The organism is Sediminibacterium sp. GW821-FHT12F12 (genome assembly GCF_058806635.1).
The window spans coordinates 141445-155377 of sequence record NZ_JBXAPW010000007.1; the positions used below are offsets into that span (position 1 = coordinate 141445).

At 45.6% G+C, this 13933-nt stretch carries 16 protein-coding genes; 6 read left to right on the forward strand and 10 right to left on the reverse strand.

The window, feature by feature from the left end; genetic code table 11:
- Positions 1–8 precede the first annotated feature (8 nt).
- Positions 9–788, reverse strand: coding sequence for an inositol monophosphatase family protein (locus AC1RNB_RS11825; RefSeq protein ID WP_493083023.1), 780 nt, complete (start codon positions 786–788; stop codon positions 9–11).
- A gap of 99 nt (positions 789–887) precedes the next feature.
- Between AC1RNB_RS11825 and AC1RNB_RS11830 the strand changes: the two genes are divergently transcribed.
- From AC1RNB_RS11830 to mtgA, 6 genes are all read left to right on the forward strand, one after another.
- On the forward strand, positions 888–2804 hold the full coding sequence (locus AC1RNB_RS11830) for a glycosyltransferase family 2 protein (RefSeq protein ID WP_493083024.1): 1917 nt from the start codon (positions 888–890) through the stop codon (positions 2802–2804).
- A 94-nt stretch (positions 2805–2898) separates the two neighbouring features.
- Complete coding sequence (locus tag AC1RNB_RS11835) at positions 2899–4443, forward strand: GH3 family acyl-acid amido synthetase (protein ID WP_493083026.1); 1545 nt, start codon at positions 2899–2901, stop codon at positions 4441–4443.
- A gap of 14 nt (positions 4444–4457) precedes the next feature.
- Complete coding sequence (locus AC1RNB_RS11840; protein WP_493083028.1) at positions 4458–5090, forward strand: peptidylprolyl isomerase; 633 nt, start codon at positions 4458–4460, stop codon at positions 5088–5090.
- Positions 5091–5180: 90 nt separating this feature from the next.
- Entirely contained in the window at positions 5181–5837 is a 657-nt protein-coding gene (locus tag AC1RNB_RS11845) for a LysE family translocator (protein ID WP_493083030.1), read from the forward strand.
- A gap of 156 nt (positions 5838–5993) precedes the next feature.
- Positions 5994–6557 carry a hypothetical protein gene (locus tag AC1RNB_RS11850; RefSeq protein WP_493083032.1) on the forward strand — a complete coding sequence of 188 codons (564 nt, stop codon included), beginning with the start codon at positions 5994–5996 and terminating at the stop codon, positions 6555–6557.
- 54 nt (positions 6558–6611) lie between these two features.
- Complete coding sequence (gene mtgA / locus AC1RNB_RS11855; RefSeq protein WP_493083034.1) at positions 6612–7328, forward strand: monofunctional biosynthetic peptidoglycan transglycosylase; 717 nt, start codon at positions 6612–6614, stop codon at positions 7326–7328.
- Positions 7329–7330: 2 nt separating this feature from the next.
- Here mtgA and AC1RNB_RS11860 read toward each other — a convergent pair whose 3' ends face one another.
- From AC1RNB_RS11860 to AC1RNB_RS11900, 9 genes are all read right to left on the reverse strand, one after another.
- A complete protein-coding gene (locus tag AC1RNB_RS11860; protein ID WP_493083036.1) occupies positions 7331–7921 on the reverse strand; it encodes an AAA family ATPase in 591 nt (196 codons plus the stop codon).
- A gap of 87 nt (positions 7922–8008) precedes the next feature.
- A complete protein-coding gene (locus tag AC1RNB_RS11865) occupies positions 8009–8377 on the reverse strand; it encodes a four helix bundle protein (protein WP_493083038.1) in 369 nt (122 codons plus the stop codon).
- 81 nt (positions 8378–8458) lie between these two features.
- Complete coding sequence (pnuC, locus tag AC1RNB_RS11870) at positions 8459–9133, reverse strand: nicotinamide riboside transporter PnuC (RefSeq protein ID WP_493083040.1); 675 nt, start codon at positions 9131–9133, stop codon at positions 8459–8461.
- A gap of 123 nt (positions 9134–9256) precedes the next feature.
- Positions 9257–10336 (reverse strand): 3-keto-alpha-glucoside-1,2-lyase-like domain-containing protein, encoded by a 1080-nt coding sequence (locus tag AC1RNB_RS11875; RefSeq protein ID WP_493083042.1) that lies wholly within the window; start codon positions 10334–10336, stop codon positions 9257–9259.
- Positions 10337–10408: 72 nt separating this feature from the next.
- Positions 10409–11290 (reverse strand): helix-turn-helix transcriptional regulator, encoded by an 882-nt coding sequence (locus tag AC1RNB_RS11880; RefSeq protein WP_493083044.1) that lies wholly within the window; start codon positions 11288–11290, stop codon positions 10409–10411.
- A 20-nt stretch (positions 11291–11310) separates the two neighbouring features.
- Positions 11311–11847, reverse strand: a complete 537-nt coding sequence (locus tag AC1RNB_RS11885; protein WP_493083045.1) for a DinB family protein — start codon at positions 11845–11847, stop codon at positions 11311–11313.
- A 133-nt stretch (positions 11848–11980) separates the two neighbouring features.
- Positions 11981–12580: a NifU family protein gene (locus tag AC1RNB_RS11890; protein ID WP_493083047.1), complete on the reverse strand. Its 600-nt coding sequence runs from the start codon at positions 12578–12580 to the stop codon at positions 11981–11983.
- A gap of 117 nt (positions 12581–12697) precedes the next feature.
- On the reverse strand, positions 12698–12925 hold the full coding sequence (locus AC1RNB_RS11895; protein WP_493083048.1) for a hypothetical protein: 228 nt from the start codon (positions 12923–12925) through the stop codon (positions 12698–12700).
- 152 nt (positions 12926–13077) lie between these two features.
- On the reverse strand, positions 13078–13902 hold the full coding sequence (locus AC1RNB_RS11900; RefSeq protein WP_493083050.1) for a hypothetical protein: 825 nt from the start codon (positions 13900–13902) through the stop codon (positions 13078–13080).
- Between the last annotated feature and the right edge of the window lie 31 nt (positions 13903–13933).

Here is a 13933-nt window from a genome sequence, read left to right on the forward strand (position 1 = left end):
TGCTTTTTCTAAAATTCTCCTCCGTTTACGACTCTCAGTAACTCATCATGGATCTTGCCGTTGGTGGCAATGATATGGGGTTGGTAGGGAGAGTAATGATCGCCATTAAAGTCGGTTACTTTACCACCGGCTTCTTCTACAATCAGAAAACCTGCGGCACTATCCCATGCCTGTAATTTGTGTTCGTAAAAACCATCAAACCTGCCGGCGGCTACCCAGCAAAGATCGATAGCGGCACTGCCGAGCCGGCGAACTGGCACCCCTTTGCGGATCAGTTTGGAGAAAATTTCTATCGGTCCGTTAGCGGTATCGAGATAGGTATAGGGAAATCCGGTAACGAGGCAGCTGTTGATGACTTCGGTTTTTTCGCTTACATGAATCCTTTTATCGTTCATAGTAGCGCCAAAACCATGCTGCGCAAAAAATAATTCTTTCAGAAAAGGATTGTATACGGCACCCATGATCATCTGGCCATTGTGTTCCACCCCGATGCTGACACAACAGATCGGAATGCCATTGGCAAAGTTCACCGTACCATCAATCGGGTCGATGATCCATTTGTACGATGAGTCCATCACGATCTCACCACTCTCCTCACTCAGGATAAAATGATCGGGAAATTCTTTCTGGATCACTGCAAAAATGGCTTTTTCAGCAGCATGATCCGCTTCTGTAACCAGGTTATTGATCCCTTCCTTGTTACTCACTTTGAATTCACCATTAAAAAAACGGGTGATCTCTGCCGCGCCGGCTTCTGTTGCTTTCAGCAACGTGTGTTTTAACATCATGCTGCAAAAGTAAGAAAAGACCACCAAGCTATCTATTCTGGCTGCCGCTATCCGGCATCCGGCACCCGGAATCCAGTATCTTGTACCCAGAATCAGACCGTGCAACTATCCATCATCATAGTTAATTATAATGTCAGGTATTTTCTCGAACAATGCCTGCATTCCGTGTTACGGGCATCTGCCGGACTGGACATGGAATGTTTTGTGATCGATAATGGCTCTACCGATGGCAGTGTCGAATACCTGAAACCGCTGTTTCCTTCCATCAGATTCATTACAAATCAGAATAATCCCGGTTTTGCCAAAGCCAATAACCAGGTGCTGCCGCTTTGCACCGGCGAATATGTGCTGTTTCTGAACCCGGATACACTGGTTCCGGAAGACGCATTCCGGTCATGTCTGTCCTATATCAAAGCAGAACCTGCTGCCGGTGCGCTCGGTGTGAGGATGGTGGATGGGAAGGGCCGGTTTTTACCGGAGAGTAAACGATCGTTTCCTTCCCCGCTCACTGCTTTTTTCAAACTTACCGGACTGGCTGGCCTTTTTCCCCGTTCGGGATTGTTTAACCGTTATGCATTGGGCAACCTGGATGAGTTCGCCAATCATAAAGTAGCCGTACTGGCGGGTGCCTGTTTACTGGTAAAAAGAGAGCTGCTTTTGCAGTTACAGGGGTTTGATGAAAATTATTTTTTGTATGGGGAGGATATTGACCTGAGTTACCGCATCCGCCAGGCGGGATATGAGAACCATTATTTTGCCGGTACCACCATCCTGCATTTTAAAGGTGAAAGTGCGGGTAGTAATAGTCTGCGCCATGTAAAATATTTTTATGAAGCCATGCAGGTATTTGTGCGTAAACATTACCGGGGCAGTGGCGGAAAATTGCTGGTATTATTTTTACAGGTGGCCATTGTATTACGCGGGTTCCTGTCTGCAGGAAAACGTTTGACAAAACCTTTACTATGGCCCCTTGCGGATCTGCTTACTGTGTGGATCAGCCTGCTATCCTTTCGTTTTTTCTGGGTACAGCAGTTCCGCAACGGGAAAGATTTTGGGGTGCATCTGCTGGACTATGGCCTTCTGCTATGCGCTTTGTTATTTGTGTTGTCGGCTGCTTTTGCGGGTTTGTATGATCAGCGAAGGCGGATCTCGCAGCTGTTCTCATCGCTCCTGTTTGCTGTAATCAGCCTGTTGGCCCTGTATTCGCTCCTGCCCGAAAGTCTTCGCTTTTCCAGGGGGGTAATGTTATGGGGCAGTTTACTGGCGGTAGTAATCATGTTGCTGGTGCGCAGGTTCTTTCAACAGCCGGGACAAAGCAGCGAAGAAGACGCAACGGTGGTGGTGGCTTCTGCCGGAGATTACCGTAAGCTGCTTCCGCTTCTCCAAAAAGAAATGATGGATGAATGGCTGCTCGGTCGCCTATCGCCGCGGGCTGGTGATGAGGAAGCCATAGGTGCGCTGGCAGCATTGCCCACCCTTAGTACCCAACTGGGTATTAAAAGAGTGATCTTTTGTATCGGCGATCTCGGGCTACAGGAGGTATTGCCGGTAATGCAGGCCTGCCGCCAACAACCACTCCGCTTCCTGTTTCATGAATCCGGTAGTAACAGCATAGTGGGTAGTCAAACAGGGGCACCCGGCACAAGTATCATCACACCCTTTGTTTCGTATGCCATTGCAGAACCCTATCAGCAACGAATGAAAAGGTTGGTTGATCTGGCCATAGCGATACTCTTTTTGATAACCCTGCCCCTGCATCTTTTTCTGCAACCCAGGTTTGGCGGTTTTCTGCAAAATATTTTTCTTGTATTGCTGGGTAAACGAACATGGGTGGGTTATACTTCTGCATTAAACAGATTACCTGTCATCAAAGCGGGTGTTGTAACTTTCATGGGAAAACACACCGTACTCTCTCCTGATGCACGGGAACAGGCTGATCGGCGTTATGCCAAACAGTACGACTGGTGGGAAGATGCCCATACAGTGGTTCGCTATTACCGCCAACTGGGAGGATGATACAGGTAAAGGAAAGGCGGTGGCTCATCACAAATCGTAGCATAATTACGGCATTTGCGTTAGCTTCGTAGCTTCTAAAAACCGGCTTCTAACGATGGCTATACTTGATATCAAGCTTCCTAATACCATTTTAAAAGCACTCCGGCTGCCGCAGAACAATCCGCGCAGGCAGCAGATCAAAGTATTGAAAAAGCTGCTCCGCAAAGCCAGGTTTACCGAGTTTGGTCAGCAATACCTTTTCGACGAGATCCTCCTCAGCAAACACCCCGGGAAAAAATTCCAGGAACTGGTTCCTACTTTTAACTATAACAAGATCTATAAAGAGTGGTGGCATAAAACCCTTGAAGGCAAATCAGACATTTGCTGGCCGGGTAAGATCCAGTATTATGCGCTCAGCAGCGGTACCAGCGAGTCGGCCAGTAAATATATCCCCATCACCAATGATCTGCTAAGGGGTAATAAGATCGTCATGATCAAACAACTGTTGAGCCTGCGTACCTATGAAGATATTCCCTTCAGTTCCATCAGTAAAGGCTGGCTTACGCTGGGCGGCAGTACCGATCTGCAGAAAGGGCCGGGTTATTATGCCGGCGATCTGAGTGGCATTACCGTAAAAAAAGCGCCTTTCTGGTTCCAGCCCTTTTATAAACCGGGTAAGGAAATAGCGAGGCAGAAAGACTGGAATAAAAAACTCGAGGAGATTGTAGAAAAAGCGCCTGAATGGGATATTGGCTTTGTGATAGGCGTACCCGCCTGGATCCAGATGTGTATGGAGATGATCATCCAGCGGTATAAACTGAATAATATCCACGAAATGTGGCCCAACCTCGCTTTTTTTGTACACGGGGGTGTCAGTTTTGAACCCTATAAAAAAGGGTTTGAAAAACTGCTGGGTAAACCGATCAATTATATCGAAACCTATCTCGCCAGTGAGGGTTTTATTGCTTACCAGGAACGGCAGCATGCCACCGGTATGCGACTGGTAACCGGGGAACATATTTTTATGGAATTCGTTCCTTTTGATGATAAGAATTTTGACGCGGATGGTGATATGGTTCCGAACCCCGAAGCCCTGATGATACATGAGGTGGAGGAAGGCAAGGACTATGCTTTACTGATCAGCACTGCTGCCGGTACCTGGCGCTACCTGATCGGCGATACCATTCGTTTTGTAGACAAGGAAAGATGCGAGATCGTGATCACGGGCCGCACCAAACATTTTCTCAGTCTGGTAGGCGAACACCTGAGTGTAGAGAACATGAACAAAGCCATTCAGCTGGCCAGTGAAGAACTGAATATCTGTATTCCCGAATTTACCGTAGCCGGTGTACCCTATGATAATTTCTTTGCCCATCATTGGTACGTTGCCTGCGACGATAAAGTAGATGCCGTACAACTGGCCAAACTGATCGATGAGAAACTGAAAGCACTCAACGATGATTACGCGGTGGAAAGAAAAAGTGCGCTGAAAGACGTTCGCCTGAATGTACTGAGCGAAAAACAGTTCATGGATTTTATGCAGGCCAAAGGCAAAGTAGGCGGTCAGCATAAATTTCCGCGGGTACTGAAGGGGTCAATGCTCGACGATTGGCACAAATTTCTGAAAGCACAGGATCCTACCCTGTCGATTCCTGTATAAATAAATCATTACACATGATCCGGCGCTGGTGCTTGTTTTTTTCCCTGGCCGTTACAGTCACTTGTATCCGGGCGCAATCCCTGGATGCATCAGTACTGAGAATAAAAGCACCCGAAACCTTCAGGGCCGTTTTCACCACCACCAAAGGTGATTTTGAGATTGAGGCTTACCGTAAATGGTCGCCACTGGGGGTAGACCGGTTATACCAGCTGATCAGCACTGGTTTTTATAACAAGGCATTATTGTTCCGGGTAGAGCCGGGTTTTGTGGTGCAGTTTGGTGTATCTGCCAGCAGGATGGCCAACCGTTTCTGGGACCCTAAAAAATTACCGGACGAGCCCATGTTGCAAAAAAATACCAGAGCCACCATCGCTTTTGCCAGGGGAGGCCGTAACGAAAGGGCCACGCAGATCTTCATCAATCTTTCCGACAACAAAAAACTGGATACGGTAACCCGCGGCGGTATCAAAGGATATACGACCGTTGCCCGGGTAACCAAAGGGATGCAAAATATTCAACGTTTTTATGCGGGGTATGGTAAACAACCCATACAGATCCAGGATTCTTTGTACAAATATGGAAATTTTTATTTCGAAGAGCGCTTCCCGCAGCTTGACCAGATCATCAGCGCCCGGATTGTTAAATGAACGAAAAGCTATTTGATGAAAGGTATCCGCACTAACACAAAATCTAAGATTAAAACTTACTTTCGGGAAATAGAATAACAGCAAACAGCAATGATAGCGGCAGTGATCAAAGGATTGGTATTGGGTGTGTTTCTTGCCATTTCGGTAGGACCGGTCATTTTCGCCATCCTCAAACAAAGCATCAATAATGGGCATAAAGCCGGGTATGTATTTGTAGCCGGCATTTCGGTTAGCGATATCATGCTGGTGCTGATCTGCAATTTCTTTACCTCCCTGTTCGACCAGGCGCTGAATCACAAAACATTTATTGCGGTAGCAGGTAGTATTTTCCTGGTGGCCGTGGGTGTGTATACGCTGTTTTTTAAAAAAGTAAAAACAGACGAAGACAATAATATCATCTCCAAGAAATTCCGCAAGCGCGATTTTGTAGCGGTTTTTTTATCCGGATTCTTTATCAATGTATTAAACCCCGGTGTATTCCTTTTCTGGTTTGCCTGGACCGCCGCCATACTGGCCGATTCGCTGGCGGCAGCTAATCCGATGCAATACCGGGTCATTGTTTTTGGTACCTGTTTACTGTTTGTATTGGCAACCGATATAGCCAAAGTAGCACTGGCCGCCCGCCTGCGTTCCAAACTCACCCCCAAGATCCTCACCAATATCAACCGCCTCTCAGGCCTGATCCTGATCGGCTTTGGTATTGCCTTAGGCTGGGGCATTATGGCGTATGGAGATAAGATCAAATGAGTTTCGTGAGTCGTGAGACGTGAATCGTCAGTCTTTGGGCTTTCTATATATTTTTAACTCACTACTCACTACTCACGACTGACGATTCACGCCTCACGCATTCACGATTAACAGTTCTTTTACACCTCATTCCCCGCTAACAGTTATCTTAGAACTGTGAAACCACTGCTAACTGCTGCCTTTATTTTTTGGAGTATCACCTATAGTTATTCACAGAGCGATCTGCTGGTATTGAAACAACGGAACCAAACTATACAGACATGGGTGCCGGGTAGTGTGATCAATTTTCAGTTCAGCAGCAAACAATGGATCCAGGGCATCATCAAAAACATCCGCAATGATTCTATCCTGCTCGAGCAGATAGATGTGCGGCAGGTGCCCAATAGTTTTGGTTTTCCCACCATCGATACGGCTAAACTCGGTATCATGAAACTGCATGTGAACGAGATCTATGGCATGCCCAAACGAAACTTCGGCGGCAGTATTTTCACCAATGGCATCTTATTACAGCTAGGTAGTGGCGCTTTTATCTTCCTCAATATCTTCAATAGCCTGATCAGGAACGAACAGGTGTTCAGCTCGCTCAACCTCTCAAGACTGGGTGTAGCGGCGGGTGTGTTCGTAGTGGGCAGCCTGTTGCGGGCCAGTCATAAAACCTATATTATCCTGGGAGGTAAGTACCGCATGCAAACGATCCATCTCGCCAATACAAAACCCTGATCCTGAATTGTGTAGTTGAAAATGTATGCCGGGTTTTAGTATCTTGCTCCTCTCATGCGCATCAAAACCCTGCTTTCCAAAACCTGGTGGTATACCAAACGCATCCTGTTCTGGGGGTTTGTTTCCTCCCTGTTATATATCATTATCTGCCGCTGGGTAATGCCACCCATTACCATTACACAGATCACGAATAGTTTCGGGTACGGATTGAAGAGAGACTATGTAAGTGGTAAAGAAATTTCGCGCAATGCCAAACTGGCCGCTATTGCCAGCGAAGACCAGGCATTTCCTGATCATGGTGGTTTTGACTGGGACGCGATTGAAAAAAGCCTCAAGCCCAAAAAGAAAGGGAAAAAAACCAAGATCCCCCTGGGCGGTGGTGCCAGTACCATTACACAACAGGTGGCCAAAAATGTTTTTTTATGGCAGGGAGGAGGCATCACCAAATACATCCGGAAAGTGCCGGAAATGTATTTCACCAAAATGATCGAATGGATCTGGGGCAAAAACCGGATCCTGGAAGTGTACCTGAACACAATTGAAATGGGTCCGGGCATTTTTGGTATTGAAGCGGCGGCACAGAAATATTTTGGTAAAAAAGCCAAAAATCTCAGCCGTGCCGAAGCGGCCATGATCATTGCCTGTTTACCCAACCCCAAACGGTTTACAGTAAAACCGATGAGCCGGCGCGTATCCTGGCGATACCCACAGATTCTGCAGCAGATGAATAATATTGAGGATGACGAAGATGTGCTGGCCTTGCTGAAATAAACCTAACGCAGATAGGTTTCTACCGCCGCAATGGAAGTAGTGAGTCTGTCTTCATAACTGCCGCTGATCTCTACCCAGGGTACAGATTGGTTGATGAGGATATCTTTGTAGATATGATATAATTCCAACCGGTTCTTTTCATCCGGGTATTCGCGTAACTCATCTTTCACCCAGGGCAGATCTGTACTGCAAAGCAGGTAGAGATCGTATTTTCTTTCCACTACCTGGTCCAGAATAAACTGGTGGCATTTGCCGAACACATATTCGCACCAGACTTTCATTACATACATATCGGTATCCACAAAAAGCAGGGGTGATTGATCAGAGCTGGTCAGATCATGTGGGTTCACCCAGGTGCGTTCATTCACCATCGACCACTGGCTATTTACCAGCGATGTATACTCATCCTCCAGTGCCAGTTGTCCTTTGGCAATGGTGAGCAGGTCATCAAACGTATAGTTCTTACCGTTGGTAAGCAGGTATTCCCTCGCGAACTCCGGGCACCACTGCATACGGTAATGCTGTGCGAGTAATTCGCATAAAGTGCTTTTGCCGGTAGATTCGGGGCCGATGATGACGACTTTTTTGATCATGTATTTTGTTGAATATCGAACAGATGAACAGACGAACAGAAGAGCAAGGAACAGACCAATGAAGTTAAACGCACCATCTTTGTTTCTTTACTTTTCAGTCTCCTTATTCTTTTGAGCAGTAGCAATACTTTTTACAAAAATGCTGATCAGTTCATTACATTCACGTTGAACAGCATTAATAGTATTGTCTTCCAGCCAGTTCAGTTTATTAATAATTTTCAGGCAGTTGCCGCTTTCCCGAAGTTCTTTTAAAGCAATTTTCATTTTATGTATAAAATCCGATCGTGACTCAGCCGATTGTGCCTCTCCATAAAGCAAGGCGGGCGAGCTTCCACTCCTTGTTAACTGGTTAGCAAGATGTGTCCCCGCCAGATTTTTTGGAAGTCGATCAGCCATTTTGATCATTGTAACAGCAAAATCGATTAATCGATCACTCAAATCATAATAACGGTTCATCCGACTATGGTTTAGCTTAATACAAAGTGCTAAACTTTACCAAACCTACCAACCGTATTTCCCGCACACTACTCGCGTATTTTACCCCCCCTCTTCCCCTGTTCGTCTGTTCGTCTGTTCATCAGTTCGTCTGTTCCCCACCCTCCTCCTCCACTCCACCCACCCCGCTATCGCCAATACAAACAATACCACAAACTGCACACTTGTAAAAACATACCCCTTGATAAAGTATAACGGGATAGATGCCATATTTGTTGCGATCCACCAGAGCCAGCTTTCTACTTTCTTTCGGGCCATGAGCCACATACCGGTATAGGCCGTGGCAGAAGCAAATGCATCGGCCCAGGGAATAGCTTCGGGGGCAAAAGCTTTTTGTGCCCAGGTTAAGGCAGTAAAGATGGCCACGTAAAAAACGGCAAAAAAGAGTAACTGCTGTATCCACTCTTTACGGCTGCTGTAGGTAATATGCAGCACCAGCTCTTGTTTTGTTTTGTCTTTCCGCGACCAGAGAATCCAGCCATAAATACTCATAATACTGTAGTAAAGATTTACACTGGCTTCGCCGAGTAAATGACCCTTGATGCTTAGATAGATGTAGAAAATAGTATTAATAAGGCCTACGGGATACACTAAAATATTTTCCTTCCGGCTAAACCAAACGCTGCCAATCCCCGCCAATACGGCGATGAATTCGATAGGGCCGGTTTGCTGCAGACCACTGATGAACTGTTGATAAATCTCTGCTATACTCATCATAGTTTCCTCAAAGTAAGGAATCCATCGCTAGCAAAAAACAGTAGCAAACAAAAAGGCCCATACCTGTTGGCGCAGACAATGCAACGCAAACAGGTATGGGCGCGTACAACAGCCGGTATATGATTATTCCAACTTGCTGATCAACCCCCAGCCATTGGCTACCGAACTGAGACCGATCATCAGTTCATTCTTTCCTTTCTGTAATGGAAGGAAGAGCGCATCGGCAATAAAACTTTTATCGATCAGTCCTTTGTAGAAAGATCCTTTTAAACGATAGCTATGATCACCATGATAAAGGATCTGTCCGTTCAGAAACACCCAGATCCGGTTTGTAAAATCGAGACTCATTTTTTTAGTGAGGACTGCTGCACTGGTAAGATCCATTTTGATCCATACAAGGTCGTTGCTGTTCTGCTCAAATGTTCCGGAGGTTTTTTTAAACCGGTATTTCCCGATATTGAGTAACCCATCTTCTTCTGCAGCTACTGTATCCCAACGTAAAGACTGATCTGTTGGGTAGGTTAGTATTTTGGTTTTTTTATCGATCGTAAATGCCTGCGACAGCTGGTAGGTAGTAACCAAACCGTTTTCTTTTCTTTCAGGAATAGTTGTAAAGGGAGATGCCGGTAAAGCTGTATAGCTGAAATTGGAAAAGCTTTGTTCACCCAAACACCATAGTCCGATTTTGCCGGTACGGTTCTGTGTACGAAGGTTATTGACAACCAACGATGGCATTGTGTCTGTGTTAATGAATAACCTGGCGGTATTTCCCTTCACGATTATTTTCATGTGTACCCAACCCGTTTCGGGATATACATATTTTGCCTGGTGTTCGGGGTAGAGCTGCCAGTAATCTTCGTTATGGAAAAAGGGGGCGTACTGGATAGCATCATCCCTGCCGGATAAGGGTATCCGTAGATACATGTTCTCGCAGGTCTCATCCCGATCGCCACGAAAACTAATGCCGGTAAGACTTTTTTTCGGCGACACAGAAAGATCCACTTCAATAATACCATCTTCAAACAATACATCTTTTGCCCAAACCGTTCCGCGCTTCAGGGTTAATACTTCCCTTCCGTCCATTTCATGGAAACTTGTCTTGAGAGAGTCTCCGTTCCAGTGGCCGGACCGCATGGGAATGGATTGTGACAGTGCCACCAGTTGGGAAATAAAGAACAAGGGTGTGAGTAGGATCTTATACATAGCTGTAATTTTTTGTAAAATTCAACTACAGTCCATGGTCCTGATGGTCATTTTGTTTACAGGAAGGTCAATTCATACCTGTTCGCGGTATTGCTGTGGTGATACGCCGGTTTGGTTTCTGAAAAACCGGTTAAAATTGGATGGATCTGAAAATTGCAATTGGTAGGCTATTTCGGCAACCGTATCATCAGTTTGGGAGAGAAGCCGTTTAATGGCAGCTATCTGTTTGTCGTGAATCATTTGCTGGGCGGTAATGCCGGTATGCTGCTTGCAGAGTTTGTTCAGTTGTGCCGCACTCACCTGCAGCAGTTGCAGGTAATCTACCACGCGGTGATGTGTCTGGTACTGAGTTTCTACCAGCGAACGGAACCGGAAAAAGACCGGATGAACATAGAGGTCTCCCTGTAAACCATTTTTTGCTGAATAAGAACGGTTCAGCAACACGAGTAGCTGATATAAGAAGGCGCGTAATAAATGTGGACTGTCTGTTTGCAGCTCTTGTATCTCCTGTTCAATTTCCGACAGGATCGTGTCATATTTCCTGATGGCTGTACTGTCTGCCAACAAACTTGTGGACTGTCTGTACTGATGAAAGAATCCCAGACGGTAAAGAAAAAGTTCGTCGGTAAAAAAACGGTTCAGAAAATCTTTTTCAAAATAAATGGCATAACCGCTAACGGGTTGCTGAATATGCCAGCTGCGGATATGCCCCGGCGATGTAAAAATAATACGGCCTGATCGCAAAGGGATTTTATGATCATCCAATATGAAATAACCACTCCCCTTTTTGATGAAGAGTATTTCATAAAAACTCAATTGATGAGGTTCTGCCCCGAGGTTAAAATTGGGAATCTTTTCGATCCTTCCGATATCGAGCAGTAATTCACGCCCGTATTTGGCGGGCAGGAAATGATAGGTTTTTCTTTTCCCAGAACTGGTTACTCCTTTTTTCATAGGACGCGGATAACGCTTATTTACTCGGCATTCGTATTTTTCAGGTTTCTGCTCACTGCTTCGAGGTGATGTAACACGTGGTGGGCAGTAAAATACAGCATTTCCCTGAGTGTTAATTTGCCCAGCAAGGGATGCGGCAGAATATAGGTATCTAATGCTTCTTCTGAATGGTTGTTTGTTTTGTTACAAAGCGCCTGTACCAGTTTCTGCAGTTTGTGTACGAGGGCTTTCTTCTGATCTGCTGTAATTGCCGGCGGTGTAAAGCGGGCAGAAGCCCTTCCACCTTCCAGTAATTTGCGCTGGTACTTTTCTACCAGTTGTTCATAGGTTTTGGAAGGCCGGTTGGCTGTTCCGAATCTCCATTTCAGGATGAATTTGGGCAAGCCCATCGCCATATTTACCGGCGAAACAGAACGGATAATATGATCCAGTTGCTGAATAGCGGTCCATTTGTCTTCGGGTGCATAACAGAGATCGGTATCCGATAATTGATCTATCTGTTCCAGGAAAACTTTGTGGTTAGCAGCTAAGTGTGAGGCAATTTCTGTCCGGTTCATAAGCAAGCTTTGTGTAAATAAAGATAACCGAATATTTCGCGGAATGGAAAAGCGGGAGATATTGCTTATCACCAAAAAAATACCCTGCAGTAATATGCTGCAGGGTAGGTATCAATATCAACTCACAAACTAATTATTCGGCCTCGGCCACTACTTCTTTTACTTCGGGGATCATGCGTTTCATCATGCCTTCAATGCCCGCTTTCAGGGTAATCATGGAAGAGGGGCAACCGCTGCAGCTTCCCTGTAACATCAGGTTCACAGTGCCTTCGTTGTAACTTTTGAACTGTATGGCACCACCATCCATTTCAACCGCAGGTTTTACATAGTTCTCCAGCAGTTCTTTTACTCTTTTTACAATATCATCATCGTCTGCACTAACGGTATTGGTGGCTTCCTGTTTTACCTTGGCCACTTCTTCCTCGTTTACCACTACTCCGCCATTCTCGAGGTATTCTTTCAGAAATTCTTTGATGGTAGGGATCACATCCTGCCAGTCTTCTGTATCGGCGGTTTTGGTCAGCGTAACAAAATTGCTGGCAATAAACACACTTCTGATAAAAGGAAAACTGAACAGCTCCTTGGCCAGTGGCGAAGGCGTTGCGAGGGTCTCGTCGGCGAAATCGATGCTTTTGCCCGGATACAATAATTTATTGGCCACGAATTTCATGGTTTCCGGATTGGGCGTCATTTCGGTATAGATACTGATCACCGGGTTGCCTGTTTTGATCATAATGCTTGATTTATAAGGTCACTGCAAAAATAAACAAAACCCCGGCAGGGATGGTTCAGTTAGGGCCGCGGGGCACCCTGGGAGCCTATATTTTTCGGATATCGAAACCCCGATGTCTTACCAACAGGCAAAACGCACCGTGCCTTCCTCAATAGAAATAGGCGTTTCAATGGCTTTTTCAGGTGTAACCGGCTGATTTTTAACCGGTTCAATGCTCTTCTCTGCCGGTTTCACAATGGCTTGCACCATTTTCTGAGACCGGTTAATGGTTTGGGTGGGGGCAGCCAAAACCACTGTTACCATGCATGCAATGCTGTAAAGGGTGTTTTGGAAAACTGCTTTCATATTCTGTATTATGGAACAAAAATATCCTTGATTATGCAGGTTTGCAATCACATAAACGTGTGAAATGCAGGTTTGTGCCGGATTTAAGGGGGAAATGAAAAACCCGGGCAATTAACCCGGGCCGATTAGCTAAAAACCTATCTATCAAGGAATTAATAAGAAAACGTGGCGTTTTCTGTTGATTCCGGTAAGCCGGTTGACTTAGTTACTGTTTTGCGGGTTAAGGGTTTTCCGCTCGCATCATAAGTATAAGTATGGGTAACCGTTTCGATCAGGTTGCCCGATTCGTCATAATGCTCTTCTGCTAATGGGTTATTAGGGATCAGACTTTCCAGTGGCAGGTAAGGATTGTTTTCAAACAGTGCCGTTGTATTGGGGTTGCTATCATATTGAGTCAGTACAAATACATTGGTCTTATCCAGGGTGCCGGTAGCGGGGTCCAGGTAAAACAGGGTCATTTTTTTCAGGTTGCCATCGCTGTAATATTCCTTTTCATATTTCAGGGTAGGTGTGGTAGAAAGCCCACCACCGGGTTTACGTGTATACCCTTCTGTTTTGGTGAGTTTTCCATTGGTATAACTGTAGGCGTACGATGCCACCTGTGTACTACCGTTTACAAAGATCTCTGCTTTTACAAGCTGGTTATTTGCATAACTGTATTTAACAGCACTGCCGTCATCACCCTGTATTTCTGTTACGTTGGATCCGGTGTAGATAAAATTATAAACTACATGCTCAGATGTGTTATTGGAAAAAGCAATGTGATTGGTGATTTTTTTCACTGTTCCGTTGGTATGGTATTCAATAGCTTCGTAGCTGCCATCATCATACTGGATCCTGGACAGTTTCTGTCCGTTGGCTGGCGGAGGTGTAGTAACCGGATCTGGCGTATATTCTTTACTGCAGGCACTCAGCAGCATAGCGAGAAACAGGTACAGTACACCCGCTTTCATCGATATTAATTTTATTCGTTTCATTTCTCAGACAGTTAAATCTGGCACAAACCTA